Annotated in this window: 24 protein-coding genes; 13 read left to right on the top strand and 11 right to left on the bottom strand. The window is 62.6% G+C overall.

Annotated elements, in window-relative coordinates; translation table 11 throughout:
• The first annotated feature begins 23 nt into the window (after positions 1–23).
• Entirely contained in the window at positions 24–833 is an 810-nt protein-coding gene (gene trmD / locus ESZ00_RS03450; RefSeq protein ID WP_129207902.1) for a tRNA (guanosine(37)-N1)-methyltransferase TrmD, read from the top strand.
• Between the two features lie 115 nt (positions 834–948).
• Here the strand turns inward: trmD and ESZ00_RS03445 are convergent, their stop codons facing one another.
• Positions 949–3,387 carry an ABC transporter permease gene (locus ESZ00_RS03445; protein WP_129206783.1) on the bottom strand — a complete coding sequence of 813 codons (2,439 nt, stop codon included), beginning with the start codon at positions 3,385–3,387 and terminating at the stop codon, positions 949–951.
• A gap of 290 nt (positions 3,388–3,677) precedes the next feature.
• Between ESZ00_RS03445 and rplS the strand changes: the two genes are divergently transcribed.
• The 6 genes from rplS to ESZ00_RS03415 all read left to right on the top strand — a co-directional run bounded on the left by rplS (position 3,678) and on the right by ESZ00_RS03415 (position 8,058).
• Positions 3,678–4,031, top strand: coding sequence for a 50S ribosomal protein L19 (rplS, locus tag ESZ00_RS03440; RefSeq protein WP_129206782.1), 354 nt, complete (start codon positions 3,678–3,680; stop codon positions 4,029–4,031).
• A gap of 340 nt (positions 4,032–4,371) precedes the next feature.
• Entirely contained in the window at positions 4,372–5,082 is a 711-nt protein-coding gene (locus ESZ00_RS03435; protein WP_129206781.1) for a ribonuclease HII, read from the top strand.
• A gap of 304 nt (positions 5,083–5,386) precedes the next feature.
• Entirely contained in the window at positions 5,387–6,175 is a 789-nt protein-coding gene (locus ESZ00_RS03430; RefSeq protein ID WP_129206780.1) for a hypothetical protein, read from the top strand.
• Positions 6,168–6,731, top strand: coding sequence for a glycosyltransferase family protein (locus ESZ00_RS03425; RefSeq protein WP_129206779.1), 564 nt, complete (start codon positions 6,168–6,170; stop codon positions 6,729–6,731). The genes ESZ00_RS03430 and ESZ00_RS03425 overlap by 8 nt, the downstream gene beginning before the upstream one ends.
• 11 nt (positions 6,732–6,742) lie before the next feature.
• On the top strand, positions 6,743–7,504 hold the full coding sequence (locus ESZ00_RS03420; RefSeq protein WP_129206778.1) for a PIG-L deacetylase family protein: 762 nt from the start codon (positions 6,743–6,745) through the stop codon (positions 7,502–7,504).
• Positions 7,505–7,518: 14 nt separating this feature from the next.
• Positions 7,519–8,058 (top strand): methylated-DNA--[protein]-cysteine S-methyltransferase, encoded by a 540-nt coding sequence (locus ESZ00_RS03415; protein ID WP_129206777.1) that lies wholly within the window; start codon positions 7,519–7,521, stop codon positions 8,056–8,058.
• On the opposite strand, the gene ESZ00_RS03410 is transcribed toward ESZ00_RS03415, so the two are convergent.
• From ESZ00_RS03410 to msrP, 3 genes are all read right to left on the bottom strand, one after another.
• Entirely contained in the window at positions 8,006–10,105 is a 2,100-nt protein-coding gene (locus ESZ00_RS03410) for a DUF1800 domain-containing protein (RefSeq protein ID WP_129206776.1), read from the bottom strand. The genes ESZ00_RS03415 and ESZ00_RS03410 overlap by 53 nt on opposite strands.
• A 64-nt stretch (positions 10,106–10,169) precedes the next feature.
• Positions 10,170–10,808 carry a protein-methionine-sulfoxide reductase heme-binding subunit MsrQ gene (locus ESZ00_RS03405; protein WP_129206775.1) on the bottom strand — a complete coding sequence of 213 codons (639 nt, stop codon included), beginning with the start codon at positions 10,806–10,808 and terminating at the stop codon, positions 10,170–10,172.
• A gap of 9 nt (positions 10,809–10,817) precedes the next feature.
• Positions 10,818–11,786 carry a protein-methionine-sulfoxide reductase catalytic subunit MsrP gene (gene msrP / locus ESZ00_RS03400; RefSeq protein ID WP_129206774.1) on the bottom strand — a complete coding sequence of 323 codons (969 nt, stop codon included), beginning with the start codon at positions 11,784–11,786 and terminating at the stop codon, positions 10,818–10,820.
• 222 nt (positions 11,787–12,008) lie between these two features.
• On the opposite strand from msrP, the gene ESZ00_RS03395 reads away from it, so the two are divergent.
• A complete protein-coding gene (locus ESZ00_RS03395) occupies positions 12,009–12,755 on the top strand; it encodes a 2-keto-4-pentenoate hydratase (protein WP_229740928.1) in 747 nt (248 codons plus the stop codon).
• A 143-nt stretch (positions 12,756–12,898) separates the two neighbouring features.
• On the opposite strand, the gene trxA is transcribed toward ESZ00_RS03395, so the two are convergent.
• From trxA to thrC, 3 genes are all read right to left on the bottom strand, one after another.
• Positions 12,899–13,243: a thioredoxin gene (trxA, locus tag ESZ00_RS03390; protein ID WP_129206772.1), complete on the bottom strand. Its 345-nt coding sequence runs from the start codon at positions 13,241–13,243 to the stop codon at positions 12,899–12,901.
• 353 nt (positions 13,244–13,596) lie between these two features.
• Positions 13,597–14,517, bottom strand: coding sequence for a homoserine kinase (gene thrB, locus ESZ00_RS03385; protein ID WP_129206771.1), 921 nt, complete (start codon positions 14,515–14,517; stop codon positions 13,597–13,599).
• Positions 14,514–15,893 carry a threonine synthase gene (gene thrC, locus ESZ00_RS03380; RefSeq protein ID WP_308419038.1) on the bottom strand — a complete coding sequence of 460 codons (1,380 nt, stop codon included), beginning with the start codon at positions 15,891–15,893 and terminating at the stop codon, positions 14,514–14,516. The genes thrB and thrC overlap by 4 nt, the downstream gene beginning before the upstream one ends.
• Before the next feature lie 87 nt (positions 15,894–15,980).
• Between thrC and ESZ00_RS03375 the strand changes: the two genes are divergently transcribed.
• Genes ESZ00_RS03375 through ESZ00_RS03360 form a run of 4 tightly spaced genes read left to right on the top strand, consistent with a single transcriptional unit; the run spans position 15,981 to position 18,568 of the window.
• A complete protein-coding gene (locus ESZ00_RS03375; RefSeq protein ID WP_229740927.1) occupies positions 15,981–16,382 on the top strand; it encodes a helix-turn-helix transcriptional regulator in 402 nt (133 codons plus the stop codon).
• Positions 16,383–16,395: 13 nt separating this feature from the next.
• Complete coding sequence (gene modA, locus ESZ00_RS03370) at positions 16,396–17,169, top strand: molybdate ABC transporter substrate-binding protein (RefSeq protein WP_164981329.1); 774 nt, start codon at positions 16,396–16,398, stop codon at positions 17,167–17,169.
• Positions 17,170–17,856 (top strand): molybdate ABC transporter permease subunit, encoded by a 687-nt coding sequence (gene modB, locus ESZ00_RS03365; protein ID WP_129206769.1) that lies wholly within the window; start codon positions 17,170–17,172, stop codon positions 17,854–17,856.
• The gene (locus ESZ00_RS03360) at positions 17,849–18,568 is read left to right on the top strand and encodes an ATP-binding cassette domain-containing protein (protein WP_129206768.1); all 720 of its coding nucleotides are present in this window, start codon (positions 17,849–17,851) and stop codon (positions 18,566–18,568) included. The genes modB and ESZ00_RS03360 overlap by 8 nt, the downstream gene beginning before the upstream one ends.
• A 15-nt stretch (positions 18,569–18,583) precedes the next feature.
• Here ESZ00_RS03360 and ESZ00_RS03355 read toward each other — a convergent pair whose 3' ends face one another.
• The 4 genes from ESZ00_RS03355 to recO all read right to left on the bottom strand — a co-directional run bounded on the left by ESZ00_RS03355 (position 18,584) and on the right by recO (position 23,757).
• A complete protein-coding gene (locus ESZ00_RS03355; protein WP_129206767.1) occupies positions 18,584–19,615 on the bottom strand; it encodes a UDP-N-acetylmuramate dehydrogenase in 1,032 nt (343 codons plus the stop codon).
• A 2-nt stretch (positions 19,616–19,617) separates the two neighbouring features.
• The gene (gene glyS, locus ESZ00_RS03350; protein ID WP_129206766.1) at positions 19,618–21,702 is read right to left on the bottom strand and encodes a glycine--tRNA ligase subunit beta; all 2,085 of its coding nucleotides are present in this window, start codon (positions 21,700–21,702) and stop codon (positions 19,618–19,620) included.
• A gap of 118 nt (positions 21,703–21,820) precedes the next feature.
• On the bottom strand, positions 21,821–22,864 hold the full coding sequence (locus tag ESZ00_RS03345; protein ID WP_229740926.1) for a glycine--tRNA ligase subunit alpha: 1,044 nt from the start codon (positions 22,862–22,864) through the stop codon (positions 21,821–21,823).
• 152 nt (positions 22,865–23,016) lie between these two features.
• Positions 23,017–23,757 carry a DNA repair protein RecO gene (recO, locus tag ESZ00_RS03340; RefSeq protein ID WP_129206765.1) on the bottom strand — a complete coding sequence of 247 codons (741 nt, stop codon included), beginning with the start codon at positions 23,755–23,757 and terminating at the stop codon, positions 23,017–23,019.
• A 390-nt stretch (positions 23,758–24,147) separates the two neighbouring features.
• Between recO and ESZ00_RS03335 the strand changes: the two genes are divergently transcribed.
• Positions 24,148–25,578 (top strand): glutamine synthetase family protein, encoded by a 1,431-nt coding sequence (locus ESZ00_RS03335; protein ID WP_129206764.1) that lies wholly within the window; start codon positions 24,148–24,150, stop codon positions 25,576–25,578.
• Positions 25,579–25,661: the final 83 nt, after the last annotated feature.

The following is a 25,661-nucleotide window of genomic DNA, read 5'->3' as shown; positions in this document are numbered from 1 at the left end:
GCGACTCCTCATTCATGCAAAACATGCGTTTCGATATCATCACGATCTTTCCGGATTTTTTCACCGGCATCTTTGGCCATGGGGTCATGAAGCGGGCCATGGCGCATGGGCTCATCGAGGCCCACACGCACGACCTGCGCGGCTTCACGCACGACCGGCATCGCACTGTCGACGACCGCCCCTTCGGCGGCGGCGAGGGCATGGTGCTGAAGCCCGAACCGATGATGGATGCGGTGGAATCGCTGGGCATTGCGGCCAAGGCGGAGCGTGATCCGTCGCGCGAGACGGTGGTCCTGCTGTCGGCGCAGGGTTCGCGATTTACGCAGCCGGTGGCGCGGGAGTTGTCGCGGCTGGAGCGCGTGGTGCTGCTGTGCGGCCGCTACGAAGGCGTAGATGAGCGGGTGAACGAGCTGGCCTGCGATCGCGAGCTCTCGATCGGCGACTACGTGCTCTCGGGCGGCGAGCTGGGTGCGGCGGTCATCATCGATGCGGTGATGCGGTTGATCCCGGGCGTGCTCGGCAACCAGGATTCGAGCGCCTACGAGAGCTTCGGCGATGGCGATGAGCAGTTTCCCGCACCGGGCGGTGGGAGCGGTGAGGTTCCCCGTTCGACGCATGGCTCGGGTGGGCTCCTGGATTATCCGCACTACACGCGCCCCCCGGAGTTCCGCGGCCTCGCCGTGCCCGAGGTTCTGGCCGGTGGCGACCATGCGGCCATCCGCAAGTGGCGGCGTGAGCGGGCGCTCGAAAAAACGCTGCGCAATCGGCCTGACCTGCTTGAAAAAGCGGCGCTGTCGAAGGAAGACAAGGCGTTTCTGGACAAGCTGAGATAAGACAATCACCCGGTTCTTACTCTGGAGACTGTGTGAGCCGCCCATGACCCACTGCGCTGGTCATGGGGCACCTGGCCTGGCTGGGTTTTGCTACACCCTATCCCCTACACCCTCGCTACTCCGTCCTGAGCGCCACCATCGGCTCGATCGACGCAGCACGCCGGGCGGGCAGCAGCGCAGCGCCGAGGCCGGTGACGAGCATGGCGACAGCAAGACCGGCAAGCAGCCACGCCTGGTGGCCGAAGTCGATGACCGTGACCGAGGCGATGAGCTGCTTCGCGGCGTAGGCAATCGCAAGACCTCCACTCACTCCGATGAGCAGCAGGACGACCACGCGGCGCAGGATCATCTGCAGGACAGAGCCCCGGGTTGCGCCGAGCGCCATGCGCACGCCGATATCGCGCGTGCCCATCTCGACCTCGTGGCTGATGAGCCCGTAGAGACCAATGACGGCCAGCAGCACGGCCAGCCCGGCAAAGATGCCGAAGAGCCAGGTCGCCATGCGTTGCATGACCAGCTGGTCGGCGATGATCTCATCCATGGTCTCTGGGGCACGGAAGGGCAGAGTGGGATCGATCTGATGAAGGACTTCACGCAGAGCGGGAATGATTGTGTGGGGATTGCCCGCGGTGCGAACCACCAGGCTGGTGCTCATCAGGATATCGCTGTATTGCGCAGGCAGTTCCGTGTAGAGATAGTCCATCTCCGGCATGGAGGGCTGCGATAAATCCTGACGGACGTTGGTCACCTCGCCGACGATCCGCGTTTTTTCGTCAGCCTTATCGCTGTCGTCGATGTGCTGTCCCTCGGGGTTCATGCCCGGAGGCATGAACTTCTTGACGAATGCCTGGTTGACGACGATGGCCTGGGCCTTGTTCGTGGGGATGTCAAGACTGGGTGAGAGCATGCGGCCCTGTACGAGGCGGATGCCGAGAGCATCGAAGTAGCCCGGGGAAACATAGCGATCCTCGGCGAGCGTGATCTCGTTCGCCGGTGTTGGCGGTTGGCCGGAAACGTGAATCTCGGTGTTCCAGCCCCAGGCCTGGATGGGCACGAGATTGATGATGCCGGCGGCACGCACGCCGGGCAGGTGGTTCACGCGTTCCAGCATGGGCTGGTAGAAGTCGGCCCAGACGTTGTGGTTCTGGTAGCGCCCGGGAGAAAGGTCGATTTCGGCTGCGAGGATGTGCTGTCCATCGAAGCCGAGGTCGGTATTGCTACTGCCCGCCACCTGGCGCAGGAGCACCCCTGCCACCACCAGCAGGACCAGCGACAATGCCACCTGCGAGACGATGAAGACGGAACGCAGGCTGTGATGGGCGCGCGAGGTTCCGGCTGAGCCGCCGCTGCGCAGCGCCTGACTGGGCTCGACGCCGGCGAGACGCAGCGAGGGGTAAAGAGAGGCGGCAATGCTGGTGCTGACGGACAGGGCAAGCGCGATCAGCAGGACAGTAACGTCCACGTGGACGTCGGCCCCGCGCTGCATGGCATGAATAAGGAAAGTGCGAAAGGCGGCGAGCAGAAGCCAAGAAAGGAAGACGCCACCTGCGGCTCCGAGCGCGGCGAGTACCACGCTTTCTGTAAGCCCTTGCCGGAGAATGCGAGCGCGCGAGGCGCCGACGGCGGCTCGCAGGACCATCTCACGCTGGCGCTTTACGCCGCGGGCAAGAAGCAGTCCGGCGACATTGACGCAGGCGATCAGCAGTACCGCGAGCACGGCGGCACAGAGCACCCACAGGGTTCCGGAGACCTTGCCCGAGACCATGTCCGAGAGGCCGATGAGCTGTTCGCGACGGCCGGCGTCCGTATCGGGATAAGCGCGGCCGAGATTGTTGAGGACGGCATCCAGGTCTGCCTGAGCCTGCAGGCGAGTAATTCCGGGCTTCAGTCTGCCGATGGCGGGCAGCCAGTGGGAGCCGCGCTGGTCCGCGATGAGCGGATCGGGATGGAGCGGAGTGTAGATGCCATGCTGCACGCTGAGCGGATAGCGGAAGCCGGCGGGCATCACCCCGATGCAGGTGTAGGGATGCCCATTGAGCTCGAGGACCTGCCCGAGGATGTCGGCGCGTCCTCCGAAGTTGTTCTGCCACACGTTGTAACTGAGAACGGCGACATCGTTTTTGCCTGGCTCGTCTTCTCCTGGGCGATAACCTCGTCCGATGAGAGGCGCAACGTCGAAGACGTCGAAGAAATCATCCGAGCCTTGGACCCAATCGAGGGCGACAGGGCCGGAGGGTGTCTCCAGGTTGGCGCCGCCCATCCTTGTCGAGACGCCGGAAACGGCGGCGAAGACGTGGTTCTGGGCGCGAAAATCCTTGAAACTGGGCAAGGAAAATGGCTGTGTGTAGCCCTGGTGCGAAAGAGTCTGGGGAACGAAGATGCGTTCCGGCTGCCCATAAGGCAGCGGGCGCAGGATCACCGCATCGACCACCGAGAAGATGGCCGTGGCCGCGCCGACACCGAGGGCGAGGGTAAGGACGGCGATCAGCGTGAAGCCGGGCTGTTTGCGGGCCTGGCGCAGAGCGTAGTGAATGTCCTGAAATAGGGTCGACATGGCTTTCCTTGCAGATCCAAAAGCAATCCGGGGGCCAGAAGGGAAGCCACCACGGACGGCCAATATCCTGTAAAATCAAGGACGCGGGTTAGTCCCGGCAAGCCGAAGCTGTCCGTTGTCCAGTCATGTTGTATGAAAATGGACAGTGCGGAGACCGTCGGCCGAACCGGCACCGTGCGCTCCATGCCGAGAGGCAGCGGCGTATCCCGGCAAACTTCTACAGGATTGCCACAAAAAGGGCGTGGATTCAGGTACACTAAAAGTTCTGAATCAATCGCCAGGAAAGTACTATGTCTATTCATCCCGTCATGCAGCGGCTTGCTGAGAAACTCAATCGGACCGACCTGCCCGCGTTTGTTGCGGGAGATACGGTGCGTGTGCAGGTCAAGATCAAGGAAGGCGACAAAGAGCGTCTTCAGGCATTCGAAGGCATCGTCATTGCCAAGAAGAACGGCGCCCAGGGCAGCTTCACAGTTCGCAAGATGAGCTTCGGCCATGGCGTCGAGCGCATCTTCCCCTTCAACTCGAAGGTGGTGGACAAGGTCGAAAAGATTCGCTCGGCCAAGGTTCGCCGCGCCAAGCTCTTCTACCTGCGCGGACTGCGCGGCAAGGCCGCCCGTCTCAAGGAAGTCGAGCGCGCTTAGGCTCCCTTTCCGGTTTTCCGGAAATGCCCCGGCTGCGAGCTTCGCACCGGGGCGTTTCTGCGTCTGGGCAGCCTGACCATGGCCCTCAAGCCTCCTTTGCTTGGCGGGGGACATCATTCCTTCTGTCTCCCTGAAGGTCACAGCGAAGATTTCTGCCTGCCACCCAAGCAAAGCTTGAGTGGGGCACCCATTTTCGTTTCCCTATACACATCCCTTACCCGAACGGTGCGACCACCCAGCCCTTGATCGCGACCAACGGGAGCGGGGGCCGAAGGCGAAAGGCCCGGACGGCCAGTCCTCACCCTGTGCGCAGCAGCGGCGGTACACTGGCTGTATCTCCATGCCTCGCAAGACGTCCTCATCCCCTGCGAAAACAGAAGTTGGCCGCGAGCTTTCCGCCGCGACGCGCAAGCTGCAGATGCTGCGCACGCTGGTCTGCGGCAACAAGTATGAGAAGGTCGCTCGCGAGCAGGGTGCGTTGCATATCGCCGGCGTGGACGAGGTGGGGCGCGGATGCCTCTTCGGGCCGGTGGTGGCCGCCGCTGTCATCCTGCCGCCAGAGACGGACATTCCCGGCCTGCGCGACTCGAAACAGCTGACGCAGAAAGAACGGGAACGGCTGAACGAGGTGGTGCGCGGAACAGCGCTGGGCATGGCGATCGTCGAGGTGGATGTGGAGACGATCGACCGCGTGAATATTTATCAGGCGACGCGGCTGGCGATGACCCGCGCAGCTCTCGCTCTTTCGCCCGAGCCCGATCATCTGCTGATCGACGCCATGCGGCTGGAGCTGGGGCCGGGGCGGAGTTGCTCGCAGACCAGCATCACCTATGGCGACTCTCTGTCGATTTCCATTGCTGCGGCTTCGGTGGTGGCAAAGGTTTATCGGGACAAACTGATGTGCGAGCTGGATACGCAGTATCCGGAGTATGGCCTCGCCTCGCACAAGGGCTACGGTACGCCTCCGCATCTGGCCGCACTGAGAGAGCATGGTCCTACGCCGCTGCACCGGAGGAGCTTTCGGCCGGTGGCGATGGCTTTGCTGCCCTGAGACAGCATTCACCATGGCACCCAGCTGTTGTTACTCGAAGAACCCGCCGACGAAGCGAGCGAGTCGACGCTCATGGCCGAAGCCGCGCTGGGTGAGAGTGGGTTATCGGCATCTGCGCTACAGTGACTGCCTGAAATTAGCCTTCCATTCCCTCTCCAGCATTCGATAAAGTGTGCGCGTGACTGCTCAAGAAGCCTCTCGTGTCATAGCCCGCTGGGCTGCCCTCTGTCCACCTTCTCAACCCCAACTTCGTCGCATCGCTTCTAAGCGCGCAGCCGCGCTAGAAGCAACGTCATGGAAGCCAATGCAACGGCTTATCGATGCTGCATGCCAGTATGGCGAGTCGCTGCGCGTACCGCTCGAAGAAGCGTTGCGCGATTCAAATAGGAATTTCGCCCCACTGTGCGATCCACTAAACGACAAATTGGGTACACATCGATGGCTGAAGTCTGCCCGCGAGGAAGTCTATTCGGATTGGCTGGCGTGGATCTTCGAAACCATCACCGATGCGGCAGACATTCGGAGCATCCTCAACCTCGAAGCTTCTGACGCACCTTCTCTGAGCCAGCCTAAAGTCGCGCGTGAATTATTTGTATGGATTCCAAAGAAAGATGCAGAACAGCTCGCATGCGCAACTACAAGACAACGAGGTACAGGCCGGCTAGACCTTGATATCGACGTGGGGGACGGCTCGTGGATGCTTATTGAAGTCAAACTCGATCATCCAGACGAAGTGAAAGGCCTGAATTGCCAAATTGTTGGCTATAAAAACGCTCGAGATTCGAGTGGTAGAGGATTTAAGCAGCACATCAAGCTCGTCATTGCAGCCGGTGAGCCCGGAAATCTCTCCAAATACGACTCCGACTATCACTTTTCATCGTGGGCCACGGTATGTCAGGGTATCCGACGTGTCGTGAGGCGAAGACTCGCTGACGGCTCCCGCACATACATGCAACTTGCTCTCGCGCTCTCATTTGCGGGAGCGGTAGAACGCAACCTCTTGAAGCTTGCGACACCTGGCAAAGCACATCAGCCTTTGCAGTACGCGCAAACCTTGCGACATATTCAAAGATCGGAGAGATCGAATGCCTGAACCTGCGATATCGGAACTGGAGTTCTTGTCTGAAGGATTGAAGTCGTACCCGCAGGCGCTAGCCGCGCTGCGTGACTTTCGCGAGTCCATCGTAACGCGCTGCAGGGCTTCGTTTGACTTGCACTTTGATCAAATCGCCCGGGCGATGGGAGAGAAGCTGGTCAAGACCAAGATCGAGATTCGCCGCAAACCGGACCGCATCGAGAGTAGCGATGTCGACGGCGTCACGGCCGACCTGGGAGTAAGGCTCAAATCGCAGGGTTGGAGGGTCTATCACAATGTCACATGGGAGCAGGGCAACAAAGCCGCTGCATGCTTTTCAATTTGGGTCAGTGATGGCAACCGCGCGAACGACATCTACGCCAAGATCGGAGCTGTCTTCGAAAGTACGAAGTTCGAATTGACCGGTCCACAGCTGTCTCCAAATGAAGTGTGCCTTGGATTTGCCATTCACGATGGAGCAGAAATCGAAAATGCTCTCGACGCCGTCTGCAAAGAATGGATTCGCATTTGGACCGAAATCGGGGGGCTTAGCAAAATCTCAACAATCCCTTAGCCTAGAGAGGTATGTCTTATCGCCTGCTTTGCATCACTGCACATCCTGACGACGAAAGCGGCGCCTTTGGAGGCGCGCTGCTCACTGCGCACCGTGAGGGTGCTGCCACACACCTGGTCTGCCTGACGGACGGGCAGGCGGCGCACTATCGCGGCAATGCCGCCGACGGCGCGGAGCTGGGACGGCTGCGCCGGGCCGAACTCGAAGCGGCCAGTGAGATTCTTGGCGTGACCAGCCATGAGGTGCTGCATTATCCCGACGGCGAGCTGCTGCGCATGAATCTGTACGAGCTGATCGGTGTGCTGGTAGAACGCATCCGCACGCTGAAACCGCACGTGGTGCTGACCTTTGGCGGCGATGGCAACGTGAACCTGCATCGCGATCACACCGTGGTGTCGATGGCCGCGACGGCGGCCTTTCACTGGGCTGCGCGCGATTTCTATTTTCCCGAGCAGCTGGGACGCGGGCTTACGACCTGGACGGCGCAGAAGCTTTATTACCACAGCACGCCATTTGTGAGCGTGCGGGACTGCCCCGAGCTCGATGTCATGCCGACGGTGCCGTATTCGCTGACGCTGGACCTGAAAGGGGAACTGGCGGAGCGCAAGAATGAAGCCTTCGCGCTGCACTCGACGCAGGCTGGTGTGCTCGAGCGGGTGCGGGACTTCCTGGAGCCGCACAAGGCGACGGAGCGGTATCTGCTCGTCGCGGCGCGGGGCGCGATCGCGGCGCACGAGGATACATCCTTGTTTGCCGGCGTGGTCGAGGATTAAAGCAGAAGCTGCGCATGAGCCTGTTCTACCAATGCGTGCTTTCGCCGGTGGGAGAGCTCACGCTCGTGGCGAGCAGCCGCGGGCTGGTTGCGGTTCTCTGGGAGAACGACGATCCTCTGCGTGTGCGGCTCTCCGATCTTGCCGAGGACCCGCAGCAGCGCATCCTCGTGCAGGCCGAGTCTGAGCTGAAAGAGTATTTCGCGGGGCAGCGTCGGGCGTTCTCCGTGCCGCTCGATCTGCGAGGCACGAGTTTTCAAAGACAGGTATGGGAGGCGCTGCTCGGCATTCCGTTCGGAGAGACGCGCACCTATGGACAGCTGGCTCGGACGCTCGGCAATCCGAAGGCCAGCCGCGCTGTGGGCTCGGCAAACCGCTGCAATCCGGTGTCGATCATTGTTCCATGCCATCGCGTGATCGGCACATCCGGAAAGCTGACCGGTTTCGCCGGCGGTCTCGAAGCAAAGGCGTATCTGCTCGACTTCGAGAACCGCGATAAAGCATTCAGTACAGCTGAAATTCGGGTGAGCCGAGGAGCAGCGCGGCAATCGTATTGAGAGCCTGCGCGGGGTCCTGCGGCTGTGTGGATTGCGGTGCCGGCATGTTCGCATTCGCTCCGGTCCCCGCGGTTACGGGCATGCTCAGCTCGTGGCGGATGACGGCGCTGGTCTTCTCTGAGATCTGTCCGGAGAGCAGCATCTGCTCCATGAGGGCAAGGGCTTCATCCTGACCGCTGGGGATCTGGCCGGCAGGGAGCGTGCTGGTGGTGAGAGCTACCGTCTTTTCTCCGTAGGGGGTGCGCATCGCGCGCGGCGTCTCTGCCGGACGGGCGAGCAGTCCTTCGGCCAGCAGGCGGGGCGCGTCAAAGTGCAGGCCGCCGATTTTGCCCTGCGTGAATTGCAGGGAGAAGTTGAGGCGCGAGACAAGGGCTGCGGTGTTCATCCAGTGGTCGGCGGTGGTGGCATAGCCGGTGGGTGGTTGATCCTGATAAAGCGGCTCACCCATCTGCGCGATGACCTGCGTGAGGGCGCCGAGGCTGCCGGGGGTCGTAGCAACGTCCGTGTCGGTGGCGCGCAGAGTTGAGGCCACAAAGCCGAGCGGTGTCTTGACCAGGTTGTGCGTATAACGGCGGGAGCGGAACTCCGGCGAGTGCACCATGGTGAGCAGCACCTGGCGGATATCGCCGCCCGTGGCGAGCCAGGTCTTCGTCATGCGATCGACGAGCGCAGGCGGCGGATCATCGGCGATGAAGCGCTGCGCGAGCTGGAAGCTGATATGGTGCGCGGTCTGCGGCTGCGCGGCAAGCCAGAGGAGCGCCTGGCGCCCTTCTTCGAAGCCATTGTCCTGCACGGTGTGGCCGAACCATGGGATGGAGCCGGGTTCGTGGCGTCGTTCGTCGAAGAGAAAGCCTCCGCCCTGCTGGGGCTGGTCGATGGTCCAGCCGGTGAGAATCTTCGACAGGTTGGTGACATCGGCCTGGCTGTAGCCTCCGTCGACGCCGACGGTATGCAGCTCCATGACTTCGCGGCCATAGTTCTCATTGAGGCCGCGCTCGGCGCCCTTCTTGTTGGTTTTGCCTCCGGCACGCGAATCCGGACCGAAGCTCGACCAGTTGTCGAGGTAATAGAGCATGGCCGGATGCTGGGCCGTAGCGAGGAGCAGGTCGCTGAACTTGCCCAGGGCGTGAGCGCGGATGGCGTCCCGTTCGTAGGTGGGCGTGTACCACTGTGCGGCGTCTTTGCGGATGTCGACGTTGAAGTGGTTGAACCAGAAGTCGGTCATCACCTCGAGGAGCTGACGCTGGCTGGCAACGGCGCGGAGCAGTTTGGCCTGCTGGAGCTCGCCATCGATCACGTGCAGGGCATCAGGGCCTCCGGCGAGGACGGCGAACTGCTCTTTTTCCCGTGTATTGAAGTCACGCAGGAGCAGGCCTTTTTGCGGATCGGGGACAAACTCGGCCAGCGTGGCGCGCTGCTCGACGGGCAGGGCAAAGATGGCCTGCATGCGCTGTGCGCGAGGCACGGCGAGCATCTGGTCGGCAAGAGCCTGCGCCTGATGGGCAGATGCTTGTCGCTGCTGCTTCTTCTGGTCGTCGGTGGGCTCCTGCGCGGTTCCGGCGGCGACGGCGGCCTGCTGGGCCTGGCGCTGCTGATACTTCCAGAGCAGGGTTTCGTAGATCGGTCTGAGAGCCGGGTCGGTGGGCAGCGGGCGCTTGCCTTCGGCGATCTGGCGAATGAAAAAGTTGGAAGGGAAACGCACCAGAAGCTCGGAGGGAGGCAGATAGAGCGAGGGGAAGCTGCCCATGGCGCGGTCGACGGCAGGATCGGGGATCGTATCCGGCTGGAGCTGCTGGGCGAACCATGCGTCAGGGCCGAGCTTCGCGACGGCATCGACTTCGCCGGGCTGCGCGCCGAAGGTGAAGCGGGCGAGCATCTGTGCGGCGAGCTCATGGTTATTGAGCGGTGCCGAAGGGGGCTCAGACGTCGCTGCGTGATGCCCGCTGCCGTGATGGCCGGCCGTTCCGGCGGTCTGTCCATAGAGGCTGACAGCCAGAAGGCTGGAAAGCAGAACGCCGGAAAGAGCGCGTGGGGAGGGAACGGGCATAGGACACCTTCACGCCGATCCTAACCCGGCTTTCCATGCGAAGTTGCCGCTGGCAGCGTGATCTTTATAGAGTCCGTTTCATCGCATCGGAAGGCGATTGCGCTTTCCCCATGGCATGAAAGAAGCCCCAGAGCGGCCGCACGATCAGCAGGACTGCGAGAGTGAGGGTGATGGCAAAGGGGGAGTGGACGCCCTGTTTGACTCCCCACCAGTAATGCACAACACCTGCGATGGCAGAGAGATAGGCCAGTCGGTGCAGGCGGTTCCAGGCTTTGCCGCCCAGCTTGCGGATGGACCAGGCCGTCGAGGTGAGCGCCAGCGGCACCATGAGCGCCCATGACGCCATGCCGGCAAAAATGAAGCGCCTGCGGCTGAGGTCGTCGAGCATCGCGTCTACGCTGAAGCCGGCATAGAGCGCGATGTAGGTGAGCAGATGCAGGCAGCCATAGGCAAAGGCCCAGAGCCCGAGCATGCGGCGGAAGCGGATGAGCCAGCTGAGCCGGGGAGAAAGGCGACGGACAGGCGTGACGGCGAGCGAGAGCACCAGCAGCCGCAGCGTTCCCTTGCCCGTAAAGAAGGTGACGGTGTGCGTCGGGTCCGGGCCGAGATGGTTTTCGATGGCCAGCCAAAGCAGCCAGACGAGCGGTGCCGCGCAGGCGAGGTGAGAAAGAATCTTGAGGACCTTGAGCGTGCGGTTCGACATGCGTGCCTTTCAGTAATTCCTGCGCAGGTCCATGCCTTTGTAGAGGCCGGCGACCTGATCCTCGTAGCCGTTGAACATGAGTGTGGACTGGCGCTGATGAAAGAGAGAAGCACCGATCACGCGCTCGGTCTTCTGGCTCCAGCGGGGATGGTCGACATTCGGATTCACGTTGGAGTAGAAGCCGTATTCATCCGGGGCAAGATCATTCCAGGTGGTGCGTGGCTGCTTATCGAGAAAGCGCACCTTGACGATGGATTTTGCCGACTTGAAGCCATATTTCCAGGGCACGACGATGCGCACAGGAGCGCCATCCTGATTCGGCAGGGTTTCTCCATAGAGGCCGAAGGTGAACAGGGTGAGCGGGTGCATGGCCTCATCCATGCGCAGGCCTTCGGAATACGGCCACTGGATAGAGGATTCGCCAAGACCTGGCATCTGCTTGGGATCGGCAAGCGAGAGGAACTGGACATATTTCGCCGAAGGAAGCGGGTCGCACTGCTGGATGAATTCGGAGAGCGAGTATCCGACCCAGGGAATGACCATGCTCCAGGCTTCGACGCAGCGGAAGCGATAGATACGGTCCTCGAGCGGGCGGAGCTTCATCAGGCTGTCGATATCGAAGGTCTTCTTCGTCTTGACCAGGCCCTCGACGCTGACTGTCCAGGGGCGGGTCTTCAGGCGCCAGGCATTGCGTGAGGGATCGCCTTTGTCGGTGCCGAATTCATAGAAATTGTTGTAATGGGTGATGTCGTTGTAGGCCGTCTCCGTGAGTCCCCTGCCGGAGAGCGGACTGGAGACCGTCGAGAGCTTGGTATCGGCATGGACTCCGTCTGGATGTGCGAGCCGTTCGAGGTCCTTGCCTGCAACCGCGGCTAAACCGGCTGCGCCGGCGGCGGCCATGAAAGCACGGCGATTCAGCCAGGAGGACTTCGGCGTGATCTCCGAGGAGGGAATCTCGCTTGCCTTCCTTATCCACATGGGCCTGTCTCCTTTGCATAGGGCGAATACGGCAAACCTGCTCTTGAGACGTTACACGGGCCTTCCTGGTTACGGCAGAATGGAAGGGGACTGCGGAGATTCTCCCGGCTCCAACCCGGCAGGGGCAATTCTCATCTTTTTGCATAGCAACCCAAGCGGAGAAGTGGCATGAACGAATGGAACCCGGCCGGAAAACATCTTTCGGCGCAAGAAAAAGACCGTTTGCGGCAAGCAGCGGAGATCCTGCTGCGTGCGCGGCGGGAGCGGACGCCGGTTGCGGCTCTGCCTGAAGATCTGGCTCCGCATGACCTGGACGAAGCCTATGCGCTGCAGTCGATTGTGGCCGAGGCATTGGGCCCGGTGCAGGGATGGAAGGTCGGCGCTCCTTCGCCCGAGGCGATGCCGCTTTTTTCGGCCATGCCGGCTTGGGGTGGATTCACCCCGTCGGGTGCCCATGTCTCGGAACACTTCCGGCGGCTGCGCGGGGTCGAGGGAGAGATCGCCTTCCTGATCGGCAGCGACCTGCCGCCGCGGAGCACCCCTTATACGCGCGAGGAAGTCATCGCGGCCATTGCCAGCGCGCATCCGGCGATCGAACTGTTGGAGTCGGCCTTCGAAGATCCGGACAAGACGCCGCGATTCTCGACGATCGGCGACCTGCAGTCGAATGGCGGCTTTATTTATGGGGCGGCACTTGAAGGCTGGCAGAGCGTGGATCTGACCAGGGAGTCGGTCTCAGTGGTGATCGACGGCGTGGTGCGCTTTGGAGGCACAGCCTCGAACTCGGCGGGCACCGACCTGCTGCGGCTGGTGACGTACCTCGCCAATGAGGGCAGCTATCGTACGGGCGGCCTGCGCGCGGGTGACTGGGTGACGACGGGAAGCTGGTCCGGCAAGGAGCTGGCGTTGCCGGGCTCGCGCGTGGACGTGGAGTTCTCGACCTTCGGGACCGTGACGTTGCACTTCTGAGAAGACTCCGATAAGAGCGTAAAACAGGGTTGCCCCATGTCTCAATGAGACATGGGGCAACCGGATTCTTCCTATTCAGTAGAGAACGGTCTCAGGCCCGCGACCAGCGGAGGCCGAAGGCGATCCGCCCTGCGCGCAGCAGTTTAGGCCTTGGCGGTCTCGACGAAACGGGAGAGGCTCTTCTCGATCGTCTCTTTGGGGACGTAACCGACGATCTGGTCGGCAACCTTGCCGTCCTTGAAGAGCAGCAGCGCGGGGATGCCGCGGATGCCATAGCGCATGGGGGTCGCGTTGTTGCGATCCACGTCGAGCTTGGCCACCTTCACCTGGCCGGCATACTGCGTCGCGAGCTCATCGACGATGGGAGCCAGAGCCTTACAGGGACCGCACCATGCCGCCCAGAAATCAACCAGAACCGGCTGCTCCGACTGCAGGACTTCCTGCTCGAAGTTTGTGTCCGTTACCTCAAGAATTCCTTGTCCCGCCATGCTCCTCCTTAGGGGGCCTGTTTGGCCCTCGCGACCGATGGACTATTCCATCAGTTTACCGGATGAGTAGATGCGGGAACGGAGCAAAAAGTCGCAGGAGGGGGATGCTGAGGGGATGGTCCGGTGCGGGATAGGACAGGCAACCCGAAACATGGAGCGTGCTTCTGATGCATACAAGCATAAGAAGACCCTAACGTTAGAGCGCCCGGGCCTCCTTTTCAGGAAACCCGAGCGCTAGAGCAGCCCTCCCCCAGAACTGCCCACGTGCTGAAGGTAGAGCTTTTGAACGCGCCCAGCAAGCAATCTTAGGTAATTTTAAGGTAATGCTTTCTATAGGTTACGTGCGTGGGAGGCTATCTTGCTCCGGTCTCTCCGGCGCCGGCTCCAAAACTGCACCGCAGAATCTCGGCTACTTCGCCAGACTGGGTGCGGCGGCGAATCTCGGCTTCCACCGATTCGAAGGCTGATTCCGATTCGAGGATCAGCAGGATGGCAGGACCGGCACCGCTGAGCGCAACGCCCAGCACGCCCGGCGTTCCAGCCAGCGATTCGAGCGCAGGGAGCAGCGGGCAAACCTGGGAGCGATAAGGCTGATGGATGCGGTCGCGCATGGCATCGGCTACGAGGTTGGCGCGGCCTGCGGCAAAGGCGGCCGTCAGCAGCGAAGCGCGCTGCAGATTGAAGACCACGTCGGCGCGGGTATAGCTTTCCGGCAGCACGGCACGCGAGGCAACCGTGGCGAGCGGCGCCGTGGGAATCACAACCAGTGCACGCCAGGCCTCGGGCAGACGGAAGCTGACGGTCTGCAGACGAGGGCCATCCCCATGATCCGCAGTCCAGGACCCGGCCACGAAACCGCCCAGCCAGCAGGCGGCGGCATTGTCCGGGTGACCCTCGAGCCGTACGCCCTCGGCGAGGATGCGGTCGCTGTCCCAGCCAAGCTGGCCGAAGTGCGCAGCGAGGGCTACGCCTGCGAGCCGCACGGCTGCAGAAGATCCCATGCCCATGCCGAGAGGAATCTCGTTATGGACACGCAGTGCAAGCGGCTGCACCTCTTTGCCGTTGGCCGCGAGGGTCTTGCGATAGACATCGAGCAGCAGGTTGCGGCCGAGCGATCCGCAGACCTCGGGATGACGGCCGGTGGCCTCGATGGAAAACTCGGTGCCTGTCTCCGCGCTGACTTCGAGATGGCGGTCGAGCGCGACGGCCAGCGTATCGAAGCCGGGACCGAGATTGGCCGAGGTTGCAGGCAGATGGATCGAAAAGGCACTCACGGTTGTACTGCCTTTTCGAGCGCGCGCAGCACCTGGTCGACGTCGGCATCGAGCTCGACCGTGTTGCGGCGGGTGGACTCGATCTCCGGACGCAGCGGCGCAATCTCTTCTTCCGTGAGCAGGTCGCCGCGATGGTAGCGGATGGTGTAGTCCGAATCTTTGAGCGTGTGCCCGGTGAGCAGCAGGACGACCGATTCCGATGGCTGTACGTGTCCCTGCGCGACGAGCTTCTTGAGGCCGGCGAGGGTGACGGCGGAAGCGGGTTCGCAGCCGATGCCTTCGGCGCCGATCTCGGCCTTGGCCAGCGCGATCTCGGCTTCGTTGACCTGCTCAACCCAGCCGCCGGTCGCTTCGAGGATGCGGACGGCCTTGCGCCACGATGCCGGGTTGCCGATGCGGATGGCGGAGGCGCGCGTGTCGGCTTCGACCGGGGTCAGCTCCTTGCCGCCATTCTCCTGCATGCTGCGGTAGAGCGGATTCGCGCCTTCGGCCTGGATGACGGAGATGCGCGGCACGCGGTCGGTGAGGCCGAGCAGCTTCATCTCGAGGAAGCCCTTGCCGAGCGCCGAGCAGTTGGCGAGATTTCCGCCGGGGACGATGAGATGGTCGGGCAACTGCCAGTCGAGCGATTCCGCGATCTCAAAGGCAGGAGTCTTCTGGCCTTCGACTCGATAGGGATTGACCGAGTTGAGCAGGAAGACGGGCGCGCGGCGGACGACCTCGGCCAGCACGCGGACGCAGCCATCGAAGTCGGTGCGGAGCTGGCAGGTGAGTGCGCCGTAGTCAAGCGACTGCGAGAGCTTGCCCCAGGCGATCTTGCCTTCGGGAATCAACACCAGGCTGCGCATGCCGGCGCGGGCTGCGTAGGCGGCCATGGCTGCGGAGGTATTGCCGGTGGAAGCGCATGCTACCCAGGAGAAACCGCGTTCGTGCGCGACGGAGAGCGCCGTGGTCATGCCGGCATCCTTGAAGGAGCCGGTCGGATTCATGCCCTGGTGCTTGGCATAGACGCGCTCGACGCCGATGGAGCGGGCCGCGCGGGGGAGCTCATAGAGCGGTGTGTTGCCTTCGCGCAGCGTGACGATATTGGCTTCGTCCTTGAGAATCGGCAGCAGGTCGCGGAAGCGCCAGATACCGCTCTGGTCCTTGAGCTCGAGCGAGGTGCGGCGCTCTTTCCAGAGCCAGCGCAGGGCGCTGGGGTTGGGCAGGTTCCGCTTGCTTGCGGAGGTATCGGCAGCGGAGCTTGCCGACCAGGCCGGATACTCCACTTCGTAAAGATGGCTGCACTCGGGGCAGCGGAAATCTTCCTTCAGGGCTTCCTGTGCGATCACACGGCCGCAGCCGGTGCAGCGCAACTGATGTTCGACTTGCATCATGGCGGTGCTACTAGGGTAACAGCGGAAGCAGCGATGAAGCGCGGAATGGTGCGGAGAGCGCGGCAGGAGTTCGTATAGACTCGTCGCATGACGGAGATGCTCACTCCACGCGAAGCCGCGCTGCGGCTGGGTATCGCCTATCCGACGGTCAAGCAGTGGATCTATCACGGCAAGCTGAAAGCGGTGAAGACGCCGGGCGGCCACTACCGCATCGCCGAAGACGAGCTTGACCAGTTTCTGCACAAGGTGAAGAAACCCGATTCGCCGAAACGCGAGATGCTGCGCACAGTGAGCGGGCGCAATCAGCTGGTAGGCCGGATCGTGGAGCTGAAGGTGGAAGGGCTGATGGCGCAGGTGAAGCTCTCGATCGGCGGACAGATCATCACGTCGATCATCACCGCGGATGCGGTGCGCGAAATGCGTCTGAAAGTGGGAGAGACGGTGGCTGCGCTGATCAAATCGACTGAGGTGATGGTGCTGCGTGTTTGAGATGAGAAAAGCGGTGGTATTGTCCTTTGTCTTTCTGCTGGCGCTGGCGGCGCATGCTCAGCAGGTGCTGCACGTGGCCGCGGCCGCCGATCTGGAGCCGGTGCTGCCGAAAATTCTGACTGAGTTCACGGCGGCAACGGGCATACAGGCGGATGCTTCGTACAAGTCGTCCGCTGTGCTGGCGACGCAGATTCTTAATGGCGCGCCGTTCGACCTGTTCATGGCGGCGGATCTGAGCTTTCCGGAGAAAGTGATTGCGGCGGGCATGGCTGAGGAGACGCAGCCGGTGGTCTACGCGCAGGGCACGCTGGTGTTGTGGACGCGCAACGATACGCCGTTCGCGAAACTCTCGCCCGCTACGCTCGAAGCCACGTTGCGCGATCCGGCGGTGAAGACGATTGCCGTGGCCAATGCCGAGCACGCGCCGTATGGACGCGCAGCACAGGCGGCGCTCACGCACATGGGACTCTACGACACGCTGAAGCCGAAGCTGGTGGTGGCTGAAAACATCGCGCAGACGGCGCAATTTGTGGAGAGCGGCAACGCGCAGCTGGGGCTGATCTCGTTGACCTCGGCCAAGACAGCACGGCTGGCGGCAAGTGGACATTATGCGGAAGTGCCGCGGGAGGATTATCCGCCACTGGAGCAGGGCGCGATTGTGGTGAAGCACGCCGGCGCGAATGCGGCAGCCGCGCGCCGGTTTCTCTTGTTCCTGGCTACTCCAAAGATCGTGGATGAGCTGAGGGCCGGCGGACTGGCGCCTGCAACTATTTCACGGGTGAAGTAATTGGACTGGCAGGCGTTGGGTCTGACGCTGCGGCTGGCCGCCGTGACGACGGCTCTGCTGCTGGCGCTGTCTGTGCCTCTGGCGTTCTGGCTGGTAAGCACGCGCTCGCGGCTGCGGCCGCTGGTAGAGGCCCTCACGACGCTGCCACTGCTGCTGCCGCCGACGGTGCTGGGTTTCTACCTGCTGGTTCTGATGGGACCGCGTACGCCGGTGGGCCGTGCGTGGATCGCGCTGACCGGGCACCCGCTGGCGTTTTCGTTCTCCGGGCTGGTGGCGGGATCGATTCTCTACAGCCTGCCCTTTGCCGTGCAGCCGCTGACCGCAGGCTTCGCAGCCGTCGACCCGGCTCTGCTGGAGCAGGCGCGGCTGCTCGGCGCGGGTCGATGGCGCATCCTGCGCGAAGTGCTGCTGCCGCTCTCCGTGCGCTCGGTGGTGACGGCCGCGGTGCTAGCCTTCACGCATACGGTGGGTGAATTCGGCGTGGTGCTGATGATCGGCGGAGATATTCCTGGCTCGACGCGTACGCTTTCGATTGTCATCTACGACCAGGTGCAGAGTTTTGCGTATGCGGAGGCCAATCGCACCGCGCTGATGCTGGTAGTGGTGGCGCTGGCAGGGTTGATCGCGCTCTCGATGTTGCAGCGAACCACATGGCTGGCGCCGTCAGCGGAGGTGCGGCGTGACTAGCGCACCCTTTCTGGATGTGGACGCAGGCTGGCGGCGCGGCGGCTTCACGCTGGAGGCGAGCTTTGTGTTGCGCGCGCGCTGGAATGTGCTCTTCGGGCCTTCGGGTTCAGGCAAGACGACGCTGCTGCGGATCATCGCGGGACTCACAACCGAGCGCGACGGGCTGGTGCGCGCACAAGTGCGGCTTAATGGGCGGGTGTTGACGGAGGCAAGCGTATATCTGCCTCCCGGCCAGCGCAGGATCGGCTTCGTGACGCAGCAGGCCTCGCTCTTTCCTCATCTGACCGGCCGCGGAAATGTCGGCTTCGGGCTTGCGCGATGGCGCTTGCCCGAGCGAGAAGAACGCATCGGCGAAATGCTGGCGATGTTTGGCGCAGAAGAGCTCGCCGATCGGAAGCCCACAGGCATGAGCGGAGGCGAGCGGCAGAAGATTGCGCTGGCGCGGGCGCTGGCTCCGCGGCCAGAACTGCTGCTGCTCGACGAGCCGTTTGCCGCGCTCGATGCCGAGTCGCGGCGGAGGACGATCGATGCGCTACGGGCTGCGGAGGTGCCGGTACTTTATGTCTCGCACGATCTTGCCGATGCCTGGCAGGCCGACGGCGAGGCGCTGGTGCTCGAAGCGGGACGGATCACCACGCAGGGGGCGGCACGTACCGTGCTGTCCCCTGCGCGGACGAGGCTGCTGACGCAGCTTGGAGCGCGAGCGGATTAGCTAGAGCGATACACCCTAGTTGTGGGATGGGCCGAGCCACACCGGCTCCGGTTCGAGAGGAATGCCGAACTTCGCTTCGACCGCGGCGATGATGGTGTCGCGCAGGGCGAGAATATCGGCGGCAGTGGCATTTCCACGATTGATGAGCGCGAGCGTGTGGCGGCTGGAGATGCCTGCGCGTCCCTGCGCGAAGCCCTTGTGGAAGCCGGCCTGGTCGAGCAGCCATGCGGCGGGAAGCTTCACATGTTCAGCATGCGCGGGATAGCTCGGGATGGCGCTGCCGTGCGCAGTAGCCAGGCGCGCGTAGTGCCCGGCGGAGATCACTGGATTTTTGAAAAAGCTGCCCGCGCTGCGGCAATCGGGATCGCCGTCCACGAGCAGCATGCCTTTCTCGCGGCGGATGGCGCGGACAGCCGTGGCAACCTCTACGAGCGATGGTTTCGGCTGGTTCACGAAATACTTCTTCAGATCGGCATAATTGAGCCGGGGCTGGCCGTTGTGCGTAAGGCGGTAATCGACACGCGTGACGAGATAGCGGCCACGCGCCGTCGAGTTGAAGAGGCTGCGGCGATAGGCGAAGGCGCAGTCCGCAGCTTCCATCTCTGTGAAGGCGAGTGTTTCAAGATCGAGCGTGCGGACGCGAACGATGGTCTCCGCGACCTCTTGCCCATATGCGCCGACATTCTGCACTGGCGTACCGCCGACGGTGCCGGGAATGCCCGCGAGGCACTCGATGCCCGCATAGCCAAGCGAGACTGCATGGCTGACGAAGCTATCCCAATTCTCGCCCGCGGCGGCGCGGAAGAGACCGCCGTTCTGTTCGATCCCTTTGCTCGCGAGATGAAGCACAAGGCCGGGAAAGCCCTCATCCGAGACGAGCAGGTTGCTGCCGCCGCCGAGGAGGAAGAGCGGCAGGCTGCGCTCGCGCGCGAAGCGGACGGCCTCGAGGGCTTCGTCCTCATGCACGGCTTCGGCAAACCACCGCGCCGGACCTCCGATGCCGAAGGTCGTGTAGGGCGCGAGCGGAACATGTTCACGGAACTGCATGGTTAAGCTGTGACGATTTCCGAGAAGTCGGCGATGGACGAGAATGAACCTTGGATCTGCGCAAGCAGCGCGAGGCGGTTGCCGCGCACGGCTTCGTCCTCCACCATCACCATCACCTTATCGAAGAAGAGATCGACGTCCGGCCGCAGTGTCGCGATGCGTTCGAGTGCTTCACGATAGTTGCGCGACTCGCTGAGAGCGACCACCTGCGGATCGACCTCGGTGATATGTGCATGCAGCGTGCGCTCGGAGTCGTCGGCAAAGAGCGTGGCCGCGAGTGTGGATGCGGTGATTTTCTTTTCTTCTGCCTGGCGCAGGATGTTCTTGATGCGCTTGAACGCAGCCGAGATGGCGATGAAGTCAGCCGAGCCGCGCACGGCGGTCAGTGCTTCGGCGCGGGCAATCGCATCGCGTACGTCGTCGCAGCCGGCGGCGAGCACCGCATTCACCACGTCATAGGCAAAGCCCTTCACCTCGCGCAGGTAGAACTCGACACGCTCGCGGAAGAAGGCGGCGAGTTTTGCCTTCACGGCTTCGTCGGTGCCTGCAAGCAGGTCGCTGAGCTTCAGCGGCAGGCCACTCTCGGCGAGGATCTTCACGATCCCGTTCGCGGCGCGGCGCAGGCCGAAGGGGTCCTTCGAGCCGGAGGGCTCGAGGCCGATGCTAAACATGGCCTGAATGGTCTGGAAGCGGTCGGCGAGGCCGAGGAGCTGGCCTTCCGCGGTCGGCGCAATCGGATCATCGACGCCGGCCGGTGAGTACTGCCAGTAGATGGCCTGCGCGACGGACTCGCCGAGTCCCTGCGCGCGTGCATAGAGGCCGCCGACAATGCCCTGCAACTCGGTGAATTCCTTCACGAGTTCCGCCGTAAGGTCGGTTTTGGCGAGGCGCGTGGCGGTGATGAGCGCAGCCGCGTCCACGGCGGCGCCCCGCTGCTGCGCAATGCCGGCAAGGCGCTCGGCGACTGCAATGTTGGCCTCGGTCTTGGCGTAGTAGCTGCCCAGATCCTTCTGGAAGGTCACGGTCTTCAGCATCTCGAGACGCGCGGTCAGCGGAGTCTTCTGATCGACGTCCCAGAAGAAGCGTGCATCGTTGAAGCGGGCGCGCAGCACGCGCTCGTTGCCATGACGGATGATCTCGTCGCCATGCTCTTCTGGTTGCGTGTTGAGCACGGTGAGGAAGTAGGGCGCAAGCTTGCCTGCGGCATCTTCGATGGCAAAGTACTTCTGGTGATCGCGCATCACCGTGACCAGCACCTCTTCGGGTAGCGTGAGATAGCTCGCATCGAAGCTGCCAAGGAGCACGGTGGGCCACTCGGTGAGATGGGTTACGGTGTCGACCAGCGGCTCATCCTCGCGCCAGCGGGCGCCGGGGATGAGCCGTGTCGCAGCGTCGAGAGCCTTGCGGATGCGATGGCGGCGCAGCTCGACATCGGCAGTGACGTAGGCAGCTTCGAGCTGGCCGAGATAGTCCCCGGCGTGCTCGAAGGTGATGCTGCCCTCGTGCAGGATGCGATGGCCGCGGCTGACGTTGGAGGCGGTGACGCCGGCGAACTCAACCGGCACGATCTGGTGCCCGAGGATGGCGACCAGCCACTTGAGCGGACGCACGAAGCGCTCGGGTTTGCCTGCGCGCCAGTACATATTCTTCGGCCAGTAGATCGAGGCGATCTCCTTCGGCAGCTGCTCGGCAAGAATCTCGCTGGCGGTGCGGCCCTTGCGGTGCACGGTCGCCGAGACATACTCGCCCTTGGGGGTGACGGTCTTCATCAGCGCGGCGATATCGACGCCGGCCTTCTTGGCAAAGGCCTGTGCTGCGGGCGTGGGCTGGCCGTCCTTGAAAGCAACCGCCCACGACGGGCCGGTGAGCTGTTCCTCAGTATCGGCCTGCGACTCGTGCACGTGCTTCACGAGCACGGCAAGGCGGCGCGGTGTGGAATAGCTGTGCAGCTCGAGCCCCTCCGATGCGTCGATCAGGCGTTCGCGGGTGAGCAGGTCTTCGACGCGGCGGGCAAGCTCGGCCTGCGCCGGCGCGATCATGCGCGCCGGGATCTCTTCAAGTCCGATTTCAAGCAGAAATGCTGGCATGTGTCTTTAGCTTCTAGCTACTAGCCTTTGGCTACTAGCTCGTTTCATTCCTTTGTGGAATGACCCGTCTGCAGCGCAAAGCATACAGAGGGCCACTGTCTTAGCTAAAAGCTAGTAGCTAAGAGCTAGCAGCTAGCTGCTGCGCCGCGTACGCCTTCGCGATACCCACAGCCAGCGTGCGGATGCGGGCGATCACGCCCACACGCTCCGTCACGGAAATGGCTCCGCGGGCATCGAGCAGGTTGAAGAGGTGCGAGCACTTCAGGCAGAGATCATAGGCGCCCAACACCGGGAAGCGCCGCTGCTGGACGCGCACGTCTTCTTCCGTCACAGGCTCGCCGTCATGGATGAGCTTGTCGTGAATCTTCTCATGTCGTTCGCCCTGTTTGGCAGCCTTTGGCCCAAAGCTGTCGTTGTAGCTCGCAATCAGCGTCTGGCACTCGGCCTCGTACAGGTTCAGGTGCTGCCAGAGCTTCTCCACCTCGGCGGCTTCGAAGTTATAGACCGAAAGCTGCAGCTCTTCTTCAAGCCGGATATCGCCGTAGGTGATGGCACGGCCGGTTTTCGGATCGCGTGCCCAGACGATGTCGTAGATCGAATCGACATCCTGCAGGAAGGCCGCGAGGCGCTCGAGGCCATAGGTGATCTCACCGGTGATGGGGTCGAGATCGATGCCGCCGCACTGCTGAAAATACGTAAACTGCGTGACCTCGAGACCGTCGAGCATCACCTGCCAGCCGATGCCCCAGGCGCCGAGCGTGGGCGATTCCCAGTTATCTTCCTCGAACTTGATATCGTGCTCGGAGAGGTCGATGCCGACCGCCTCGAGCGAAGCGAGGTAGACCTCCTGAATATCCTCCGGCGGCGGCTTCAGGATCACCTGCAGCTGGGTGTGCTTGTAGAGGCGGTTCGGGTTCTCGCCATAGCGGCCGTCAGCGGGGCGGCGTGAGGGCTGCGCATAGGCGATCGCGATCGGCTTCGGTCCGAGCACACGCAGGAAGGTGTCGGGCGACATGGTGCCGGCACCTACCTCGGTGTCATAGGGCTGCTGGAGGACGCAACCGCGCTCGGCCCAGAAGCTCTGGAGGCGGAAGAGCAGCTCCTGAAAGGTCAGCGGCTGCGCTTTGGTATGCACGGTGGAGGATGTGATGGTCGAAGGCACGATGCGTTCCGTCTCTCTGTTTCCGACTGATTCCGTCAGTAAATTGCGACGCCCGGCGCCAGCTCTGGCGCGGCTGTGGTCTCCCGCGATTTTATCGTGATCGGTGGACCGGCATAGTCGGGGCGGTTCGTAACCCTGAGAAACCAATCGGCTCAGGAGGCGAGTTTGTTGAGCGCGGCGGAGGTGCGCAGGCGGCGCTCGAGGTGCCGCTCGAGCGACTGGAAGGCGAAGCGGCGCAGATCGGCGGCGAGACCGGAGGACCAGGGATGGCTGATGAGAGCGGCAATTGGAGCGTGAAAGATGCGATTGGCCAGTTCGAGCGAGGGGGCGGCCAGCGCCCGGCTTGAGAGCTGGCGGTGATCCACGCAGAGCAGGCCGTCGGCGTGGGGCTGGTACCAGGCTGGCTGGCCCGCCAGCGCCCGGCCGCAGACGATACAGCGCGAGAGCTCCGGCATCCAGCCCATCAGGCGCAGAATCCAGAGCGCAAAATACGTCACCGGCAGCCAGATGTGGCCGTCGCGGGTCTGCTCGAGCACGGCCAGCGCCAGGCGGAAGACGGCATCCTGCGGATCGCGCTCGGGCAGCGTCTCCTCCAGCACCTCGGCGTAGAAGGCGAGCGCCGCGGCGCGAGGGTAGTCGATGGGCGCGGAGAGTGGCGAGGCGAGAATCTCGCAGGAGTCGAGGCGAACCAGCTCCTGGCGGGGCTTTTCGGCGTAGGAGGCGAGGACGTATGTCATCGGTTCGAGGGCCCCGCCGAAGCGTTTGCGGCTCTTGGCTCCGGACTTGGCGATGCCCTTGATCCGCCCCTGATCGCGGGTGAGCAGGGAGACGATGAGGTCCGCCTCCTGGACCGGCCAGGTGCGGAGGATGAGGGCTTCGGCCTGGTGGGTCATGAGGCTAGGGTATAGGGCGTAGGGGATAGGGTGTAGTGGAGTGGGTCTGCGTCAAGCAGTCAGTCTCCGATACGGCCAGTTTGTATTCCGCTTTCAGGGGCATCCATTTCATGTTCATGGGAAATCGACGGCAGCTTTACTGCGGCATGCTCCACTGGCCGTATTTGTGACTGACTGCTGGCCGTTTCATCGCTTTCCATGCTTCTCCATAAATATCTCGCATGCTCCGAATCACTTTCTTTAATATGACGGCATCTTTACGGACTGGCCCTTTAGTCTGTAATACGACAAGCCACGTCCGGAATTTCGCGCGCATTTCGCGGGTTTCTGCCTGCGGGAGCGGGCGGTCCTTGAGCAATGCAGTGGCAGATAAACATCTGAAGGAGAAGCATGTCCACCGAACTTCGCAATTTTCTTGAGCTGTCGTATGAAGAACTGGAAGAGCTGAACCTGGCTGCCAAGGAACAGCGCCGCAAGCGCGTCCCGGCCGATGTGATCCAGGAAGAGCGGCTGAAGTACCTGACCGACCAGAAGGGCATCAAGGCTGTCACCGTTCTCTTCAGCGACCTCGAAGGCCGGCTGCACACGCTGGACTACGACAAGAAGTTCCTGGTCAAGAGCTTCGACAACCTGACCTTCGATGGTTCCTCGATCCGCGGCTTTACCGCGCAGCGCGAGAGCGACCTGCGCCTGGGCATCGACTGGAGCTCGTTCTACTACGCGCCGGCCGACATCTTCGGTTCGGGCAAGGCCCTGGTCTTCGGCGAAGTCATCGACAAGAACGGCGCCTCCTACTCGGGCGATCTGCGCGGCGTGCTCAAGAACTTCGCCCAGACACTCTTCGACGAGCAGGGCTACACCCTGAACGCCGCCAACGAGATCGAGGGCTTCCTCTTCGCCGGCACCGACGCCGAGAAGAAGTTCCACGAGACCGGCAAGTTTGAGTACGTGAACACGGGCGGCTATTACCACTCGCTCCCCGGTGACCCGCTGCGCACCTTCATCGACACGACCGCTGAAGTGCAGCGCGCGCTCGGCTTCGAGAACGAGAAGGACCACCCGGAAGTCGCGCCCTCGCAGTTCGAGATCAACTACAGCTACGGTGACGTGCTGACCGCGGCCGACCAGATCCAGCTCTACAAGCTGATCTGCCGCCAGGTGGCCACCAAGATGGGCATGACGGCCTCCTTCCTGCCCAAGCCGGTGGTCGGCGTCAACGGCAGCGGCATGCACACCAACCTTTCGATCAGCAAGAACGGCAAGAACCTGTTCTGGGATCCGAAGGGCGAAGAGAAGCTCTCCAGCTTCGGCTGGAAGTTCGTCGACCGCATCCTCTCGCACGGCAATGACATCTGCCTGCTGCTGAATCCGAGCGTGAACTCCTACCGCCGTCTCGATCCGCACTTCGAGGCACCGAACCAGATCAAGGCTTCGGCTGTCGATCGTGGTTCGATGGTCCGCATTCCGATCGGCAACGAAAAGTCGTCGCGCGTGGAAGTGCGCTCGGTGGCTCCGGACGCGAACCCCTACCTGGTGCTGTACTCGATCTTCAAGAGCGGCCTGCACGGCGAGCTGGCGAAGATCAAGAACATCCGCCAGGCGGAGCGCTACCTGCCCGACAACATCTACACCGCGCTCGAGAACTTCCGCGGCGCCAGCTGGACTTCGACCCTGCTGGGCGAGGATGTGAAGGCCCGCTACGCCGACCTGAAGCAGGCCTCGGCGGACCGTTGCCCGCGCCTGCTCGGCACCTTCGTCAAGCCCTCGGAAGTCCAGTTCCACCACGAGGTCTACAACCAGTTCCTCTGGAACCAGTTCTGAGCTTCGCGCTCGGCGACACGCTCGCTTCGCTCGCATCTTGCGGACGCTAGCGATTGTGGCGCTCCCGCTGGTCGCGGTCCTTG

Source organism: Silvibacterium dinghuense, from assembly GCF_004123295.1.
GTDB classification, from domain to species: Bacteria; Acidobacteriota; Terriglobia; order Terriglobales; family Acidobacteriaceae; genus Silvibacterium; species Silvibacterium dinghuense.
Note: the sequence above shows the minus strand (reverse complement) of the source record. Positions and strands in the feature narration are given on the sequence as shown.